16 protein-coding genes and 2 tRNA genes are annotated in these 17718 nt (G+C 71.0%); 6 read left to right on the forward strand and 12 right to left on the reverse strand.

The window, feature by feature from the left end:
- The first annotated feature begins 99 nt into the window (after positions 1-99).
- Together hisN and FGF04_RS13945 are read left to right on the forward strand one after the other, a co-directional pair.
- A complete protein-coding gene (gene hisN / locus FGF04_RS13940) occupies positions 100-900 on the forward strand; it encodes a histidinol-phosphatase (RefSeq protein WP_149511620.1) in 801 nt (266 codons plus the stop codon).
- Between the two features lie 162 nt (positions 901-1062).
- On the forward strand, positions 1063-1455 hold the full coding sequence (locus tag FGF04_RS13945) for a CBS domain-containing protein (protein WP_149511621.1): 393 nt from the start codon (positions 1063-1065) through the stop codon (positions 1453-1455).
- A gap of 134 nt (positions 1456-1589) precedes the next feature.
- Here FGF04_RS13945 and FGF04_RS13950 read toward each other — a convergent pair whose 3' ends face one another.
- Complete coding sequence (locus tag FGF04_RS13950; protein WP_149511622.1) at positions 1590-3059, reverse strand: catalase; 1470 nt, start codon at positions 3057-3059, stop codon at positions 1590-1592.
- Between the two features lie 126 nt (positions 3060-3185).
- Between FGF04_RS13950 and FGF04_RS13955 the strand changes: the two genes are divergently transcribed.
- Entirely contained in the window at positions 3186-3602 is a 417-nt protein-coding gene (locus tag FGF04_RS13955) for a Fur family transcriptional regulator (RefSeq protein ID WP_149511623.1), read from the forward strand.
- Positions 3603-3723: 121 nt separating this feature from the next.
- On the opposite strand, the gene FGF04_RS13960 is transcribed toward FGF04_RS13955, so the two are convergent.
- From FGF04_RS13960 to FGF04_RS13975, 4 genes are all read right to left on the reverse strand, one after another.
- Positions 3724-3797 (reverse strand) — tRNA-Met (locus FGF04_RS13960).
- Between the two features lie 143 nt (positions 3798-3940).
- Entirely contained in the window at positions 3941-5761 is a 1821-nt protein-coding gene (locus FGF04_RS13965) for a tetratricopeptide repeat protein (protein ID WP_149511624.1), read from the reverse strand.
- A 288-nt stretch (positions 5762-6049) separates the two neighbouring features.
- Positions 6050-6123, reverse strand: a tRNA-Met gene (locus FGF04_RS13970).
- A 44-nt stretch (positions 6124-6167) separates the two neighbouring features.
- Positions 6168-9146: a UPF0182 family membrane protein gene (locus FGF04_RS13975; RefSeq protein ID WP_149512265.1), complete on the reverse strand. Its 2979-nt coding sequence runs from the start codon at positions 9144-9146 to the stop codon at positions 6168-6170.
- A 137-nt stretch (positions 9147-9283) separates the two neighbouring features.
- Here FGF04_RS13975 and FGF04_RS13980 point away from each other — a divergent pair, with 137 nt between their 5' ends.
- On the forward strand, positions 9284-9841 hold the full coding sequence (locus FGF04_RS13980) for a PPA1309 family protein (protein WP_235882326.1): 558 nt from the start codon (positions 9284-9286) through the stop codon (positions 9839-9841).
- A 27-nt stretch (positions 9842-9868) separates the two neighbouring features.
- Here the strand turns inward: FGF04_RS13980 and FGF04_RS13985 are convergent, their stop codons facing one another.
- The 4 genes from FGF04_RS13985 to FGF04_RS13995 all read right to left on the reverse strand — a co-directional run bounded on the left by FGF04_RS13985 (position 9869) and on the right by FGF04_RS13995 (position 13162).
- The gene (locus FGF04_RS13985) at positions 9869-10963 is read right to left on the reverse strand and encodes a YlbL family protein (RefSeq protein ID WP_149511626.1); all 1095 of its coding nucleotides are present in this window, start codon (positions 10961-10963) and stop codon (positions 9869-9871) included.
- 80 nt (positions 10964-11043) lie between these two features.
- Positions 11044-11208, reverse strand: coding sequence for a hypothetical protein (locus tag FGF04_RS40035; protein WP_188114081.1), 165 nt, complete (start codon positions 11206-11208; stop codon positions 11044-11046).
- Positions 11209-11313: 105 nt separating this feature from the next.
- Positions 11314-11775: a molybdenum cofactor biosynthesis protein MoaE gene (locus tag FGF04_RS13990; RefSeq protein WP_149511627.1), complete on the reverse strand. Its 462-nt coding sequence runs from the start codon at positions 11773-11775 to the stop codon at positions 11314-11316.
- A gap of 229 nt (positions 11776-12004) precedes the next feature.
- On the reverse strand, positions 12005-13162 hold the full coding sequence (locus tag FGF04_RS13995; RefSeq protein WP_149511628.1) for an SDR family oxidoreductase: 1158 nt from the start codon (positions 13160-13162) through the stop codon (positions 12005-12007).
- A gap of 190 nt (positions 13163-13352) precedes the next feature.
- Between FGF04_RS13995 and FGF04_RS14000 the strand changes: the two genes are divergently transcribed.
- Positions 13353-14801 (forward strand): zinc-dependent metalloprotease, encoded by a 1449-nt coding sequence (locus tag FGF04_RS14000; protein WP_149511629.1) that lies wholly within the window; start codon positions 13353-13355, stop codon positions 14799-14801.
- Positions 14798-15319 carry an NUDIX hydrolase gene (locus FGF04_RS14005; RefSeq protein ID WP_149511630.1) on the forward strand — a complete coding sequence of 174 codons (522 nt, stop codon included), beginning with the start codon at positions 14798-14800 and terminating at the stop codon, positions 15317-15319. Before FGF04_RS14000 ends, FGF04_RS14005 begins: the two co-directional genes overlap by 4 nt.
- A gap of 97 nt (positions 15320-15416) precedes the next feature.
- Here FGF04_RS14005 and FGF04_RS14010 read toward each other — a convergent pair whose 3' ends face one another.
- The 3 genes from FGF04_RS14010 to FGF04_RS40040 all read right to left on the reverse strand — a co-directional run.
- The gene (locus tag FGF04_RS14010) at positions 15417-16172 is read right to left on the reverse strand and encodes an AIM24 family protein (RefSeq protein ID WP_149511631.1); all 756 of its coding nucleotides are present in this window, start codon (positions 16170-16172) and stop codon (positions 15417-15419) included.
- Between the two features lie 13 nt (positions 16173-16185).
- Positions 16186-16866 (reverse strand): AIM24 family protein, encoded by a 681-nt coding sequence (locus tag FGF04_RS14015; RefSeq protein WP_149511632.1) that lies wholly within the window; start codon positions 16864-16866, stop codon positions 16186-16188.
- A gap of 13 nt (positions 16867-16879) precedes the next feature.
- A partial coding sequence (locus FGF04_RS40040; RefSeq protein ID WP_188114082.1) for an AIM24 family protein occupies positions 16880-17718 on the reverse strand: 839 nt, incomplete at its 5' end.

Consider the following 17718-nt stretch of genomic DNA (forward strand, 5'->3'; position numbering starts at 1 on the left):
CCCCTGAAAAGCGGGGCTGCGCGCTCAGCCACATGCGACCCGCACCTTCCCCCAGCCCCGGCCTTCTTGCGGCACCCCGCGGAGCGATACCGTTCCCCCATGCCCGACTACCGCGATGACCTGCGCCTCGCCCATGTCCTGGCGGACGCCGCCGACGCCGCGACGATGGAGCGGTTCAAGGCGCTCGACCTCAAGGTCGAGACCAAGCCGGACATGACCCCGGTGACCGAGGCCGACAAGGCCGCCGAGGAGCTGATCCGCGGCCACCTCCAGCGGGCGCGGCCGCGCGACGCGATCCTCGGCGAGGAGTACGGGGTCGAGGGCACGGGTCCCCGCCGCTGGGTGATCGACCCGATCGACGGCACCAAGAACTACGTGCGCGGCGTCCCCGTCTGGGCCACGCTGATCGCGCTGATGGAGGCGGGCGAGGGCGGCTTCCAGCCGGTCGTCGGCGTGGTCTCCGCCCCCGCCCTGGCCCGGCGCTGGTGGGCGGCGAAGGGGCACGGCGCGTTCACCGGCCGCAGCCTGTCGTCCGCGACCCGGCTGAAGGTCTCCGAGGTCTCCCGCATGCAGGACGCCTCGTTCGCGTACTCCTCGCTGACCGGCTGGGAGGAGCGCAGCCTGCTGGACGGGTTCCTGGACCTGTCCCGCGAGGTGTGGCGCACGCGCGCGTACGGCGACTTCTGGCCGTACATGATGGTCGCCGAGGGCTCGGTCGACATCTGCGCGGAGCCGGAGCTGTCGCTGTGGGACATGGCGGCCACCGCGATCGTGGTGACCGAGGCGGGCGGCACCTTCACCGGCCTCGACGGCAGGCCGGGCCCGCACAGCGGCGACGCGGCGGCGTCCAACGGCATCCTGCACGACGAGCTGCTGGGGTACCTCAACCAGCGCTACTGAGGAGCACGGAGCAGTCCGGGGCGCGGGCGGTACCGCGTGCGCCCCGAACCGGCCGCGCACGCCCTCTTGTTGACCCTCCCTTTAACTGCGACTCTGAGAGTTCCCCCACTTGTGAACTTGTGAATCCGTTAACGAACGGATTCGTAGGAGGTGGCTCCGTCCATGCTCGTCCGCGACGCCATGAGCACGGTGGTCCTCACCATCGGCCCCACCCACACCCTCCGCAAGGCCGCCGCGCTGATGTCCGTGCGCGGCATCGGCGCAGCCGTGGTCCTCGATCCCGACGGGAGCGGGATCGGCATCCTCACCGAGCGCGACATCCTCAACTCCGTCGGCCTGGGCCAGGACCCGGACACCGAACGGGCCCAGGCCCACACCACCACCGACGTCGTGTTCGCCGCCCCGGCCTGGACGCTGGAGGAGGCCGCGCGGGCCATGGCGCACGGCGGCTTCCGCCACCTCATCGTCCTCGACCGCGGCGAGCCGGCCGGCATCGTCTCGGTGCGCGACATCATCCGCTGCTGGGCCCCGCAGCGGCAGCCGGCCCCCGCCTGAGCCCGATCCCCAGTCCGAGTCCGAGTCCGAGGGGGCCGCCCTACGGCCGACCGACGCGGGGAACGCGAATGGGCCGCCTCCCCGGTACGGGGGAGACGGCCCACTCTCCTACGGCAAGCGTTCCAGTGCCGGCGTCAGCCGCGCAGTTCCTGGACCGCGGCTTCCAGCCGCTTGCCGAAGTCCGCGTCGGCCTGGCGGAAGTTGTTGATCGCCCGCTCGGCGATGTCGTCGCGCGAGACCTTGGAGATGAAGCCCGCCAGGTTGCCGACCAGCCGCTCCTTCTCGTCCTCGGACATCAGCCGGTAGAGGTTGCCGGCCTGCACGAAGTCGTTGTCCTCGGCGTGGACCGCCGCCTCGGTGTTGCCGGTGACCCCGGCGACGGAGGTGGGCTGCCACAGCGGACGGTCCGTCTGGAACGGGCCGCCGAAGCTGTTCGGCTCGTAGTTCTTCGCAGCTCCGTGGCGGCCGTCGTAGAGGAAGCCGTCACGCGAGTGCGTACGCGCCTCGGTGGCGTGCGGACGGTTCACCGGCAGGTGGTCGGCGTTGATGCCGACGCGGTAGCGGTGGGCGTCGCCGTACGCGAAGAGGCGACCCTGCAGCATCTTGTCGGGCGAGGGGCCGATGCCCGGCACGAAGTGGGCGGGGCTGAAGATGCTCTGCTCGACCTCGGCGAAGACGTTCTCCGGGTTGCGGTTGAGCTCCAGCTTGCCGATCTCGATCGGCGGGTAGTCCGCGTGCGGCCACACCTTGGTGAGGTCGAACGGGTTGAAGCGGTAGGTCGCCGCCTCGGCCGCCGGCATGATCTGCACCTGCACGGTCCAGGACGGGAAGTCGCCGCGCTCGATCGCCTCGCGCAGGTCGCGCTGGTGCGAGTCGGGGTCGAGACCGGAGACGTTCACGGCCTCCTCGGTCGTCAGGTTCTTGATGCCCTGGTCGGTCTTGAAGTGGTACTTGACCCAGAAGACCTCGCCGGCCTCGTTGTTCCACTGGTAGGTGTGCGAGCCGAAGCCGTCCATGTGGCGGTACGAGGCGGGGATGCCGCGGTCGCCGAAGAGCCAGGTCACCTGGTGGGTGGACTCGGGCGACAGGCCCCAGAAGTCCCACACGTTGTCGGCTTCCTGCGAGCCCGTGTACGGGTCGCGCTTCTGCGTGTGGATGAAGTCGGGGAACTTGATGGCGTCCTTGATGAAGAACACCGGGGTGTTGTTGCCGACGAGGTCGTAGTTGCCGTCCTCGGTGTAGAACTTCAGCGCCCAGCCGCGCGGGTCGCGCACCGCGTCGGCCGAACCGAGGCTGCCCGCCACCGTGGAGAAGCGCAGGAAGGTCTCGGTCTGCTTGCCGACCTCGGAGAGGAAGCGAGCACGCGTCCACTGCGAGACGTCGCGGGTGAGCGTGAACGTCCCGTAGGCGCCGGCACCGCGGGCGTGCACGACACGCTCCGGGATGCGCTCGCGGTTGAAGTGGGCGAGCTTTTCGAGCAGGAGCTGGTCCTGGACGAGGACCGGGCCACCGACACCCGCGGTCTCGCTGTTCTGGTTGTCGGCCACCGGCGCGCCGGCCTCCGTCGTGAGCGGTCCCTGTGTCACGTGCGCCTCCTGCGTCATTCCTGTCCGGTCCTGCCTCCTTGGCCTGAACCGAGGTCGATCCTACACTAGACAATGTCTAAGTCAAGTTGAGCTCCAAAGTCACACTTGTTCGGAATCTGGTCCAGTGCTGTTAAGCTGGTTCGCATGAGCGACCTGTTGGAACGACTGCGCGGACGCGGCTGGCGCATGACCGCGCAGCGGCGCGTCGTGGCCGAGGTGCTGAACGGCGAACACGTCCACCTGACGGCGGACGAGGTGCACGCGCGCGCCGTCGTGCGGCTTCCGGAGATCTCCCGGGCGACCGTCTACAACACCCTGGGCGAGCTGGTCTCGCTCGGCGAGGTGCTGGAGGTCGCCACGGACAAGCGCGCGAAGCGCTACGACCCGAACGCCCACCAGCCGCACCACCACCTGGTCTGCGCCCGGTGCGGAGCGATCAAGGACGTGCACCCCGGCGGCAACCCGCTGGCGGACCTTCCCGACTCCGAGCGCTTCGGCTTCACGGTCTCGGACGTCGAGGTCACGTACCGCGGCGTCTGCCCGAACTGCGCGGCGGCCTGAAGCACGCGCCTGAAGCACAGCGGGAGAAGGGCGAAAGCCCGGAACCGCCCCGGAAGTAACGGCAGCCAACGCCGAAGGCCCGGAACCAATGACTTGGTTCCGGGCCTTCGGCCTTCATCAGTAGCGGGGACAGGATTTGAACCTGCGACCTCTGGGTTATGAGCCCAGCGAGCTACCGAGCTGCTCCACCCCGCGGCGATGACTGAACAGTACGTCGCCTGCCCCGACCAGCGCAAATCGTTTGTCCCCACCGGCCCGCCGGGCCTGGCACGCCCGCCCGGTCCACTCGGTCCACTTGGTCCACTCGGTCCGCGCAGCACACCGCCGGCCCGCCGGGGTCAGGCCGACAGCTCCTGCCCCAGCGCGTCCCGCAGGCGGGCCGCCCGCTCGGCCACCTCCACCGGCCCCAGCGACACGGCCCGGTCGGCCCACCGCTGCCCCTCCGCGAGCTCCCCACGACGCGCGTAGACCAGGGCCAGCCGCAGCGCCGCCCGCCCGTGCCCCGCGTCGGCGGCACGGGTCCACCACAGCGCGGCCTCCGGCTCGCTCCCCTCGCGCGCCAGCAGCAGCCCCAGGTTGAACGCGCCGTTGCGCGACCCCGCCTCCGCGGCCTCGCGGTACCACCGGGCCGCCTCCACGACGTCCCCGCGGGCGGACGCCAGCATCCCCACCCGCACCTGGGCCCGCCGGTGCCCCTGGGACGCGGCCCGCTCGTACCACTCCTCGCACTCGCTCTTCTCGGTGGCCGGCTCCCCCAGCTCGTGCGCGGGCGCGGGCGGACGCCGCGCGTCGAGCACGGTGGCCAGCCGGTACGCCCCCTCCGCGCTGCCGCCCCCCGCGGCGCACCGCAGGTGCCGCTCGGCGGCGGACTCGTCGCCGTCCCGCAGCCGCGCGATCCCGACCTGCAGCGCAGCCTCGGTGTGCCCGGCGGCCGCGGCCCGCTCGTACCACCGCAGCGCCGCCGCGTCCTCGCCCCGGCCCGCGTGCAGGATGCCGAGGTTGAACGCCGCGTCCACGCTGCCCGCCTCCGCGGCCTTGGAGAACCACGGCTCGGCCCCGGCCGCGTCGCCGACCTGGAGCAGCAGCACCGCCAGCGCGTTCGCCGCCTCGCGGTGCCCCGCGTAGGCCGCGCGCCGGTACCACTGCTCGGCCTGGGCCGTGCGCGCCTGCTCGGCGCAGAGCAGCCCGAGGTTGTACGCGCCGTTCACGTCGCCCGCGTCCATCGCGGCCCGGTACCACCGCTCGGCGGTCTGCGTCTCGCCCCGCTCGGCGTGCAGGGCGCCCAGCGCGTTGGCGGCGTTCCCGTCACCGTCCTGGGCGGCCCGCAGCCACCACACGGCCGCGCTCTCGGTGTCCCCGGCGTCGCGCAGCAGGAAGCCCAGGGCGCAGGCGGCCCGCGCCTCGCCGTCCTTGGCGGAGGTCAGGTACCAGCGCCCCGCCTCCTTCAGCTCGCCGCGCTTCTCCAGGATCGCCCCGAGGTGCAGGGCGGCCCGGCGGTGGCCGCGCGCGGCCGCCTGGCGGTACCACTGCTCGGCTGCGGCGTCCCCGGCGGTCTCCGCGTCACCGCGGCCGGTGCCGGTGGCGGCACCGGTGTCGGCCGTCCGCGCGGCGGTGCGGTCGAGGGCCCGCGCGAGCCGGTAGGCGGCCTCGCGGTGTCCCCGTTCGGCGGCGGCCCGCATCCAGTCCTGGGCGCGGGCGTCACCACGGTGCTCCAGGAGGTCGGCGAGCGCGTACGCGCCCAGGGCGTGGCCCTGCTCGGCGGACTGCCGCAGCCAGTACTCGGCGGCGGGCTCGTCGCCGCGTTCGCGGTGGTGGCGGCCCAGGGCGTGCGCGGCGGCCGCGGATCCGGCGACGGCGGCGATCCGCCACCAGCCGGCGGCCTCCTCCGCGTAGCCGCGCTGGTGCAGGAGGACTCCGAGGTTGTTGGCGGCGGCCCGGTCCCCCGCGGCCGTGGCAGCGCGCAGCTGCGGTTCGGCCCCGTCGAGATCACCGCGGCGCAGCAGCATCGCCCCGAGGACGCTCATCGCCTCGACGTCGCCCTGTTGCGCGGCGAGCCGTTGACGAGCCTCCTCGGCGGCCTCGCCGGTCTCGTCCCGGTCGGAAGGCTGCACAAACCGCCCTGTATCCAACAGAGTTGCCTTGTCCCCCATAACGTCCATCGTCGCACCACCTGCAACCTGGGTACACCTGGTATACCGCAGCCAGTGAGGTCACTTCAGCGTTTTGTCGACATGCCCACAGAGAGACAAGTGAAACACAGTTGGCGCAACTCCCTCCGGACGGCGCGGCCTTCACCGCGGCAGCACTTGTGAACGAGGAGCAGTCGCGCACGGCCCGCTGACGCCCATGACGGCCGACCTGGCGCGATTCCCGCACACGGGATCCGCGCACGGGGCCCACACGCAGAAGGACCCGGATCCTTGAGGATCCGGGTCCTTCGACTTCAGTAGCGGGGACAGGATTTGAACCTGCGACCTCTGGGTTATGAGCCCAGCGAGCTACCGAGCTGCTCCACCCCGCGCCGTTGTGTTGCAACCGTACCACGGCGCGGGGAGGGTCCCCGACTCAGCTGCTGTCGGGGCTCTTGCTGCTGCTCGGAGAGCTGCTGGGGCCGCTGCCGGCCTTGTCGCCCTCCTTGGACGCCTTGTCGCCGGAGTCGCCGGACTTCTCGCTGCCGCCCGCGCCCTTGTCCGCCGCGGCCTGGGCGTCCTCGGCCCGCTTCAGGGCGTCCTCCAGGTCCTTCTGCGCCGTTCCGTACGCCTCCCAGTCGCCCTTCTTGAGGGCTTCCTGGCCGTCGTCGAAGGCCTTCTGGGCGTCGTCGAGCGCTTCCTGGACCGTCGGGTCGCTGGAGGTCGGCGGCGGCTTCGTCTCGTCCTCGTCCGGGGGTTCGGCGGTCGAACCCTCGGCTCCGAAGACCTTGTCGAGCGCCTGCTCCAGCGTGTCCTCGAAGGCGGTGGCGCCTCCGTAGGTCACCAGCACCTTGCGCAGCAGCGGGTACTTCAGACCGCCACCCCGGACGTAGACGGGTTCCACGTAGAGCAGGCCCCCGTCGAGCGGCACCGTCAGCAGGTTGCCGTACTCGACCTCCGAGTCGCCGCCTCTGAGGAGCCTGATGGACTCGGCGATGGACGGTTCGGAGTTGAACTGGCTCTGCACCCGTTTCGGTCCGTCGACCGTTCTGCCCGTGGGCAGTTTGAGGATGTTGATCTTGCCGTAGTCGCTCGTGCCCGCTTCGGCGTTGACCGACATGAAGGCGCTCAGGTTGTCACGGCCGTTCGGCGTGAGCGTCGTCGTCAGGGAGAACGCTTGGGACTGCTCGCCCGGCATCTTCATGCTGAGGTAGTACGGCGGCACCGCGTTGCCCGACTTGTTGGTCGGGTCGTCCGGCACCTGCCACACCTCGCTGCCGCTGAGGAACGTCTCCGCGTCCTTCACGTGGTAGCGGGTGAGCAGCTCCCGCTGGACCTTGAACAGGTCCTGCGGGTACCGCAGGTGGTCCATGAGGGCCTGCGGGATCTCGGTCTTCGGCTCCACCGTCCCGGGGAAGGCCTTCTTCCAGGTCTTCAGGACCGGGTCCTTGGTGTCCCACTCGTAGAGCGTGACCTTGCCGGTGTACGCGTCGACGGTCGCCTTCACCGAGTTGCGGATGTAGTTGACCTGGTTCTGCTGGGCCACCACCGCCCGCTGGTTGTTGGCGGCGGTCAGCGAGTCGGCCGTCGTGTCGCCGAGCGTGGTGCGCGAGGCGTACGGGTAACCGTTGGTCGTCGTGTACGCGTCGACGATCCACTCGATCTTGCCGTCGACGACCGCCGGGTAGGCGTCGCCGTCGATGGTCAGCCAGGGGGCGACCGCCTCGACGCGCTCCTTGGGCGTGCGGTTGTAGAGGATCCGCGAACCGTCGCCGATCGCTCCGGAGTAGAGGATCTGCGGCTCGCTGAACGCCACCGCGTACGCCGCCCGGTTGATCGGGTTCTCCAGGTTGACGCCGCTCCTGCCCTTGTAGCTGGTCGTCTTCTCGCCCGTGTCGTCGGAGTAGTCGATCTCCTTCTGGGGACCGCCGACGATCGAGTACTGGCTGGTCTTCTCGCCGTAGTAGATCCGCTGCTGGTAGTCGCCGAGGTCGCCCTTGGACGGCAGGTCGTACTCGGTGAACTCCGGGCGGCCCTCGGAGTCGGCGTTGGTGCCCTTGGCCGCGACCACTCCGAAGCCGTGCGTGTAGCGGAAGTGGTTGTTGATCCAGTTGCTCTTCGGGATGCCCTGCAGGTTCAGCTCGCGCAGACCGATGACGGTGTCCTGGTCCTTGCCGTCCTTGCTGTAGCGGTCCACGTCCAGGTTCGACGGGAACGCGTAGTAATTCCTGACCTGCTGGAGCTGCTGGAACGTGGGCGAGACGACGTTCGGGTCCAGGAGCCTGATGCTCGCGGCGCCGTCGGCGTCGTCGCGCAGTTTGGTCTTGTCCTCGGTCGTGCTCGTGCCCGCGTACTCGGTGACCTCGGTGCCGGTGATGCCGTACGCGTCACGGGTGGCCTTGAGGTTCTTCTCGACGTACGGCGCTTCCTTGGCCTGCTCGTTCGGCTGGACCTGGAACTTCTGCACGATCGCCGGGTAGAGCCCGCCGATGAGGATCGCCGAGAGCACCATCAGGCCGAAGCCGATGACGGGCAGCTGCCAGGTGCGCCGCCACAGGGTGGCGAAGAACAGCAGGGCGCAGATGACCGCGATGCAGAAGAGGATCGTCTTGGCCGGCAGGTAGGCGTTGGCGTCGACGTACCGGAGGCCCGTCCAGTTGCCCGTCGCCTTGAAGTCGCTGGACTTCACCGCCAGCCCGTACCGGTCGAGCCAGTACGCGACCGCCTTCAGGGCGACGAAGATGCCCAGCAGCACCGACAGGTGGCCGGTGGCGGCGGCCGTGGCACGCGCTCCGGGGCTGGTGACGCGCAGTCCGCCATACAGGTAGTGCGTCAGCGCCGCGGCGATGAGCGAGAGGATCGCCGCCGCGAAGCCGAAGCCCAGCATGAAGCGGTACCAGGGCAGGTCGAAGGCGTAGAAGGAGACGTCCAGGTGGAACTGGGGGTCCTTCTGGCCGAAGGGCACGCCGTTCACCCACATGAGCCACGTGCGCCACTGGCCCGCCGCGGAGGCACCCGCGATCAGCCCGACCAGGGAGGTGATCGCGAGCAGGATCCACTTCTTGTACGGGGCGACGCTCATGCGGTACCGGTCGAGGCTCTGCTGCTCCATCGACATGGCGCTGAGCGGCGGCCGCAGCCGGTGGGCCAGCCAGATGTTCACTCCGACGGCCACGGCCATCAGCAGTCCGAAGACGAAGAACAGGCCGATCTTCGTCCACAGGGTGGTCGTGAAGACGGAGGAGTACTGCACCGAGCGGTACCAGAGCCAGTCCGTCCAGAACCCCGCGAACATGACGAAGGCCATGGCCAGCACGGCCAGTACGCCCAGTGTCATGAGCAGGGTCCGGACGCGCCGGGACGGTCGGCCCACTCTCATCCGCGGCCCTGTCGGGCCTCCGCCGCGGTCCGGCATCTGGAAAGCCAAGGTGCGCACCTCGAAGTTCGCTGTTGGAATCTGGGGGCCCCGCAGACGCCGGGCCACATCTATGCAACTTACTGATGCTTTACTCGGTTCCCGGTTCCGGGGCCGAACGAGGCAGGATTGTGACCATGTCCAACACCGCCTCCTCAGGCACCCCCATGGCGGCCGGGCCCCTCACCCGTGCCGCCCTCGAAATCGACGAGTACGTCTCGGGGCTCGGCTGGGACCAGCCCGCCCGGCTCTTCGCCCTGGTCGACACCACGCAGCTGCGTTCCCAGGAACCGGGTCTCGCGGAGCGCCTGGGTCTGACCGAAGACGCCCCCGAGGGCACCCTTACCCCCATTGAGCAGGACGAACTCCCGGCGGGCAGTCCGCTGGACGAGTTCCTCGGCACCATCGCGTGGCCGGACGCGGTGGTCGGCTGCGCGCTGTCCGTGGAGCGGCTGATGCTGCCGCCGTCCGCGGAGGCGTCCGTACCGGAGGGCCTCGACGAGGCGCGGCTGGCGAAGTGGGTCGCCGAGCACCCGGAGCGCCAGGAGGTCCGGATGACCGTGGCCGTGCTGCGGGACGGGAAACGCGATTCGGCGCTGCGGCTGCGCGCGAAGGACTCGGCGACCGAGGTGCTCACCGGCTCCGACCTCGTGCCGGGCCTGGCGGAGGCGCTCACGGCGACGTTCGAGGAGTAACCGCGCGGCCGGCGGCCTGCCGGAGTGCTAGCTCTTCGCGCACTTCGGCAGGTCGTCCGTCCGGCCGCCCCGGATGTCGCCGAGGGCCTTCACCGCGTCGTCGATGGTGTCGACCTCGACGAGCGTGAGCCCGTCGGGGACGTCGCGGGAGGCGGCCGCGCAGTTGTCCTTCGGCGTCAGGAAGTACTGCGCGCCCTTGGCCCGGGCACCGACGGTCTTCATCTCGATGCCGCCGATCGGGCCGACCTTGCCCTCGTCGTCGATGGTGCCGGTGCCGGCGACGAACTTGCCGCCGGTCAGGCTCCCCGGGGTCAGCTTGTCGACGATGCCGAGGGCGAACATCAGTCCGGCGCTCGGGCCGCCGACGTCGGCGAGCTTGATGTCGACGGTGAACGGGAAGGTGTGGTCGGTCCCGGCCGAGATGCCGACGATCGCGCGGTCCTCGCCGCTGTCGTCGGACTCGGCGGTGGTGATCGTGACGTCCTCGGTCCTGGTCGCCGTCCTGTTCTTCTTCTCGGCGGCGGCCTGCTCCTTGGCGGGCACGATCGTGAAGACGACGTCCTCACCGGCCTTGTGCTCGGTGACCAGCTTCGCTACGTCCCCGGGCGCCTTCACCGCCTTGCCGTCGACGGCCTTGATCACGTCGCCGGCGTGCAGCCTGCCCTCGGCCGGGGTGTCCTTGACGACGGTGGAGACGATCACCCAGGACTTCACCGGGATGTCCAGCTCCCTGAGGGCGGCGACCTTGGCGCTCTCCTGGGACTGGCTGAACTCCTCGGCGTTCTCCTGCGTCGACTGCTCCTCCGTCTTGCCGTCGGGGTAGAGCGTGTCGTGCGGGACCACCTTGTTGTCGTGCGCCAGCCAGCCGTACACGGCCTCGACGAGGTTCATGTTGTAGTCGGCGCTGGTGACCCGGACGGTGGTCATGTTCAGGTGACCGGTCGTCGGGTAGGTCTTGCGCCCGGAGATCTGCAGCACCGGCTCGCCGTCGTGCTCGCCGAGGGTGTTCACCGTCGGACCCGGCGACATCTCCGAGTACGGCACTTTGATGAAGACTCCCGCGCACAGGAGCGCGATCAGCATCAGGGTGGAGGCGAGCATCGTCGCGGTGCGGCGTGGCATGGAACGACAGTACGGGACAGCACTGTCGAGGGACCGTCGGGGCCGCCCGTCCGGGGTCCCAGGAGGGCTCCGGCGGCCGGTCAGGCGTCCGAGTGGGACTTCTCCATGGCTTCGCGGAAGCGGGTGTAGCCGGCCAGCTCATGGCCGTCACCGATGGTCTTGCGGTTCCGCCCCGCCCAGCTTCCCCAGGCTCCGGCACCGATCGCGGCCAACAGCGGAATCAGCAACCAGGCGAGCGCCGCCATGCCGACCTCCCAACCCCGGTGAACCACCACAACTGACTGATCAGCAGATTAACCATCCGCTGGTCCAACGCTCACGGCAGGGGTGGGGTTACGCAACCGGAGCGGTCAGCAGGCGCCGACCCATTCCTCCGTGCCGTCGGAGAACTTCTGGTGCTTCCAGATCGGGACCTCGTGCTTCAGGTCGTCGATCAGCTTCCGGCAGGCCTCGAAGGCCTCGCCGCGATGCGGGCAGGAGACGGCGACGACCACGGCGAGGTCGCCCACCCGCAGGTCACCGACCCGGTGCACGGCGGCGAGCGCCCGCACGGGGTACTCCGCGACGACCTTCTCCGCGACGCGCCGCATCTCGGCCTCGGCGCTCGGGTGGCAGGAGTACCCGAGGGAGTCGACGTCCGCGCCTCCGTCATGGTTGCGCACGGTCCCCACGAACAGCGCGGTCCCGCCGGAGGCGTCGTCGCCGACGGCCCGGAAGACCTCGTCCAGGGAGAGGTCGGTCTCCCTGATGGCCAGCAGCTTGATCGGCTCCTGTGCGGCCTGCTCACCGGGATGATCGTTCATGGGTGCCATGCCCCCATCGTGCCCCACCCCGCGGCTCCCGCGAAACAGCTGTCCGCACGGCTCTCCGCCCCGCACGCGCGCGTGCGGCAGCACGGCGTCGGCACGCGCGCGTGCCGCAGCACGGTGTCCGTGCACGCGCAGTGCCACAGCACGGTGTCCGTGCACGCGCGCGTGCGGCGACGCGGCTTCCCGCGGCCGGGCCCGCCCGGTGCACGCGCGGGCCCGGCCGGGCGCCGGTTCAGATCCGCCGCCGGGCCTTGCGCGCCCGCCGCACCAGTGCGGCCGTGCCGAGCAGGGCGACCGTCGCTCCGGCGGCACCCGCCGCGGTGGCGTCCTTGCGCCCGAGCCGCCGCCCGGCGAGGGTGTGCCGCCCGGCGACCTCCCCCAGGAGTTCGGCGAGGACCTCCTCGTTGGTCCACCGGGGCCGCCACCCGGCCTCGTGCAGCCGGCTGCCGCTGACCACCCAGGGGTACATCGTGTACGCGAGGTCCCCGGCCGGCGACGGGGTGAGACCGATCCGGTGCAGCCGGGCCGCGGCGCCCAGGGCGACGGCGGACGGCAGTTCCATCCGCCGGATCCCGCTGAGCTCCTCGACCTCCTCCTGCTCCAGCCAGCCCTCGCAGCCGACGGCCAGCTCGCCCTCGACCTTCTCCAGGGCCGCGTACTCCAGGGCCGCGCACAGGTCCTCGATGTGGCAGAACTGCCAGGCGGGCCGCGAGCCGGCCACGACAAGAAGGCGGGGCGATTCGAAGTACCTGGTCAGCGCGGTGTCGGTGCCGCCGACGAGCACGGCGGGCCGCACGACGGTGACGTTGAGCCCGGGGTGCGCGCGGGGTGCCCGCCGGGCGAGCCGCTCGACCTCCAGGAGGTCCCCGACCCCGGTGGCCTCGGCGGTGGCCCGCAGTTCGGCGTCCTCCGACAGCGGCAGTTCGTTGTCGGGCAGCGCTCCGTAGACCATGGCCGACGTGCACAGCACGACCCGGTGGACCCCGGCGGCCGCGGCGGCCGTGAGCACGGTCTGGGTGCCCCGCACGTTGTACGCGGTGCGCGCAGCCGGGTCCGTCTCCAGGTCGAGGTCGAGCGCGAGGTGCACCACGACGTCCGCCCCGCGCAGCTTCTCCGCGATGGCCGGATCCCGGACGTCCAGGATGTGCCACTGCGCGTCCGCGCACTCGCCCCGCCGCTCGTCGATGGCGACGACCTGCTTGATCTCGTCGCTGGCGGCGAGGCGCTCAGTGAGCATCGCGCCGATGCCGGCCGCGGCGCCGGTGACGGCGACGACGGGGCCGCGCACGGGCCCGCCGCCCCGCGCCGCCGGCGTCGAGGGCTCCTCCCCCGGCGTCGGACTGGTTGAGGGGTTTCGCGCTGCGCGAACCTGTGGATCTGGGGAACTCACCGGGCGTCTCCAGCGGTTGTCTTCGGTAAGAACGCGAGTGACGCGTACGTACCAGGTGGCATCCATCCTGCCGCAGCCGCCGAGTCGGCGACGCACCGAGGCCCGAACCGGTTGTGGTGTCTACGCTGGGTGGTGATGCAGGGCAGCCGCCGTCGGACCGAACCGGCGGCCTTAACAGCCGAGGAATCCCGTGAGTGACACCCCATTCGGATTCGGCCTTCCGCCGGAGGAGCCGGAGAACGGCGACGAGGGCAAGAAGAAGGACCAGCAGAGCGGTGGTGGTCAGGGACCTGCCAACCCGTTCGGTTTCGGGCCCGGCGGACCCGGCGGACCGGGAGGCGACAATCCGCTCGCAGCCATGTTCGGTTCGCTGAACCCCAACGACCTGGGCGCCGCGTTCCAGCAGCTCGGCCAGATGCTCTCGTACGAGGGCGGCCCGGTGAACTGGGACATGGCCAAGCAGATCGCCCGCCAGACGGTGTCCCAGGGCACCTCCGACGGCACGAAGGACGCGAGCGTCGGCCCGGCCGAGCGCACCGCGGTCCAGGACGCCGTGCGGCTGGCCGACCTGTGGCTGGACGACGCGACGTCGCTGCCGTCCGGCGCCGCCTCCGCGGTGGCCTGGAGCCGCGCGGAGTGGGTCGAGGCGACCCTGCCCGTGTGGAAGGAGCTCGTCGACCCGGTCGCCGAGCGCGTCGGCGCGGCCATGGGCGACGTCCTGCCCGAGGAGATGCAGGCCATGGCGGGCCCGCTGCTCGGCATGATGCGCTCCATGGGCGGCGCCATGTTCGGTACGCAGATCGGGCAGGCCGTGGGCGTGCTCGCGGGCGAGGTCGTCGGTTCGTCCGACGTCGGCCTGCCGCTCGGCCCGGCCGGCAAGGCCGCGCTGCTGCCGCTGAACATCGAGGCGTTCGGCAAGGACCTGGGGATCGCCCAGGACGAGGTCCGCCTGTACATCGCCCTGCGCGAGGCCGCCCACCAGCGGCTCTTCGCCCACGTGCCGTGGCTGCGCTCGCACCTGTTCGGCGCGGTCGAGGGCTACGCGCGCGGGATCAAGGTCGACACGGCGAAGCTGGAGGACGTGGTCGGCCAGTTCGACCCGCAGAACCCCGAGGAGCTGCAGGCCGCGCTCCAGCAGGGCATGTTCCAGCCCGAGGACACACCGGAGCAGAAGGCCGCGCTGGCCCGTCTGGAGACGGCGCTCGCGCTCGTGGAGGGCTGGGTGGACGCGGTGGTGCACGCCGCCGCGAAGCCCCGTCTGTCCTCCGCGGACGCGCTGCGCGAGACGCTGCGCCGCCGCCGCGCGACGGGCGGCCCGGCCGAGCAGACCTTCGCCACGCTGATCGGCCTGGAGCTGCGTCCGCGCCGGCTGCGGGACGCCTCGCGCCTGTGGGCCTCGCTCACGGACGCGCGCGGGGTCGACGGCCGCGACGGCCTGTGGGCGCACCCGGACATGCTGCCGACCGCCTCCGACCTGGACGACCCGGACGGGTTCGTGCACCGCGAGCAGCTGGACTTCTCCGAGCTCGACAAGATGCTGGGCGAGGCGGCGGGCGGTTCACCCGAGCGGCCCAACCTCACCAAGGAGGACGCCGACGGCGAGGACGGGACCGAGGACAAGGGCGACAGCGACAAGTGACCCTGTACGACGACGCCGTCCTGGTCCTGAAGGGCACCGAGGGCCAGGACGGTCTGCGCCAGGCCTACCTCGACCACCTGGAGGCCCATCCGGACGGGCTGTGGAAGGCCTGCACGGCCGGGCACGTCACGGCGAGCGCCCTGGTGATCGACCCCGAGCGGGGCAGGGTCCTGCTGACGCTCCACAGGAAGCTGCGGATGTGGCTCCAGATGGGCGGCCACTGCGAGCCCGGGGACGCCACCCTGGAGGCGGCGGCCCTGCGGGAGGCCACGGAGGAGTCGGGCGTCACGGGCCTGACCCTGCTGCCGGGCGGCCCCGTCCGGCTCGACCGCCACCCCATCCCGCCGCCCTGCCACTGGCACTTCGACGTCCAGTACGCGGTGGTGGCGCGGCCGGACTCCGTCCACGCGATCAGCGACGAGTCCCTGGACCTGCGCTGGTTCCCCTACGACGAGGTCCCGCAGGTGGCGGACGACTCGGTGGTCCGCCTCCTGGAGGCGACGCGGGCGAGGCTCTGAGGGACGCCCCCGAAGGAGCGGCCGCGAAGCGGTCGCCCTTCGAGGGGCGCGGGGAACTGCGCGCCCGGCCACGACGGACCCCCCGGAGGGCCCAGTCCTAGCTCCAGGCATTCCCCTGGTTCTGCTGCCGGACCCCCTGCTGCCCCATCCCGTACTGCGCAGCGATCCCGCCCCCGATCTGGGCGTTCTGCGGCGGCAGCAGCTCACTGGGCTGCACGAGCGCGTACCCCTGCCCCATGAAGCTGAGCTCCCAGCCCTCACCGGTGTTGCCGCGGCGGCGGAACACCCCGGAGGAATGGGTCTGGGCCTGCATCTGGACCCGCAGCCCCGTCGACCAGGCGACGATCGCGTCGGCGTCGCAGTTGACGTACTTGTCGGGCGTGACCTGCAGCATCAGCGGGCTGCCGGACGTCATCAGGGCGACCTTGCCGCGCCCGGAGATGTTGAGCTGGTACTTGCCGGAGCCGGAGATCCCGTACTGGCTGTCCACGGCGATCACCTCGTGGTGCAGCGCGGAGTCCATCGCCAGGACGTAGCTGCTGTCCACGGTGAGGCCGTCCTGGTCGACGTCCACCACATGGATGTGCTGGGCGAGGTTGGCCAGGTAGACGGTGCCCTGTCCGTGGCAGCGCATCAGGTCGAGGCCTTCGCCGGTGTACGCGCGCGAGCGCTGCTGGCCGGCGTTCTGGAACTCGGCGTCGAACTCCACGAGTCCCTGGTAGGCGACCATGGTGCCCTTACGGGCGAGCACGTCGTCGTGGCCCTCCAGGACGACGCGCAGCATCTGCTTGTTCTGCAGGCTGTAGCGCTCCTGGGACTGCTGGTCGTTGTAGGCGAAAATCGGGCTCTGCATGGTGTCCTCCCCCTCAGCCCCGGAGCCGGAGACGGTCGGTGCTGTCCTCGCTGGGCTGGACGACGACGATGCCCTGTCCGGAGAAGGCCATCTGGAAGGCCTCGCCGCTGCCCCGCCCGATCAGCGACTGCGCCTTGAAGCTGCGCTTGCCCTTCACCTTGAGATTCGGGGACCAGGCGACGAGCGCGTCCGGGTCGACGTACGTCTCGTCCTCGCCACCGCCGCAGTCGACGACGATGGGCTTGCCCCGGGAGGTCAGCGCGACCCAGCCCTGTCCCGAGATCTTGGTGTTCCACAGGCCCTGGCCGGCGAACTTCGCCAGCCCCTTGACCCGCTCGACGCCCCAGGTGAGGTGGGCGTCGAAGGCGAGGAGGTTGGTGGCGTTGACGGAGATGCCGTCGCCGTTCAGGTTGATGACGACGACGTTCGCCCCGTAGTCGGAGAGGTAGAGCAGGCCGTCCCCGGAGCACTTCATCAGGGGCGCGCCCTCGCCGGTCATCCAGTCCTTGGCGATCTGGCGCACGGCCGGCGGATTGGGCTCGTACTGGACGAAGCCCTCGTAGGCGACCATCGACCCCACGCGCGCGAGGAGGTCGTTGCCGGTCTGCATGGCGACCTTGAGCATGTGGTTGCCGTGGTTCTCCATGCGCGCGGCGACGGGTGCCGGGGCGAAGCCCGCGAGTTGCTGGTTCATTGGACGGGCTCCCTCAGACCTCGTACGGCTGGACGACGATGAAATTGCCGGGTGCGCCCCGGAACTGGAGGTTCACGCTCTCCCCGGTGTCGCCGGGGTAGGCGTTGCGGCGCATCCGCACCTGGCTGGAGACGATCACCTGGGAGGCGGCCGACCAGGCGACGACGGCGTTGCAGTCGGCGAACGTCGTCGGTGTCACGGGCAGGACCACGGGCACGCCGTGCGTCTTCACGACGATCGTGCCGGTGCCCTGGAACTGCATCGTGAAGAGGGCGCCGCCGGGGATGCCGTGCCCCTCGATGCGGCGCACCTCGTACTGGAGCGTCTCGTCGAAGGCGAGGACGTTCTCCGCGGAGACGCAGACGGCGTCGCCCTGGAGTTCGATGGGATGCAGCATGGAGGCGTCCTCGGCGAGGAACACCTGGCCGCGGCCGGAACAGCGCATGAGCTGCATCTCCTGGCCGGTCGCGTTGCCCACGATCCGGCCGGCGAAGCCCGCGCCCTTGTAGCTGAAGTCGACCTTGCCCTGGTAGAGCACCATGCTGCCCTGGCGGGCCAGGACGGCCTGGTCACCGCCCATGCCGAGGTCGACGCGGACCATCTTCTTGTTCTGCTGCGTCCAGCGCTGCCCGGTGGGCGTCTCCTTGTAGGCCTGCAGCGCCGCGGTGACACCGGCGCCGCCCTGGGGGGAGCCCTGCGGCACTCCGTAGGCGGCGGTTGCGCCCGGCGCGCCGGGCTGACCGGGGGTCTGGCCGAAGGGCGGCTGCTGGCCGTAGCCCGGCGGCGGGCCCGGCTGTCCGTAGCCCTGGGGCGGGGCGGGCGCCTGAGGTGCCTGCGGCGCCTGGGGGTATC

Source organism: Streptomyces apricus (assembly GCF_008369065.1).
GTDB lineage: Bacteria > Actinomycetota > Actinomycetes > Streptomycetales > Streptomycetaceae > Streptomyces > Streptomyces apricus.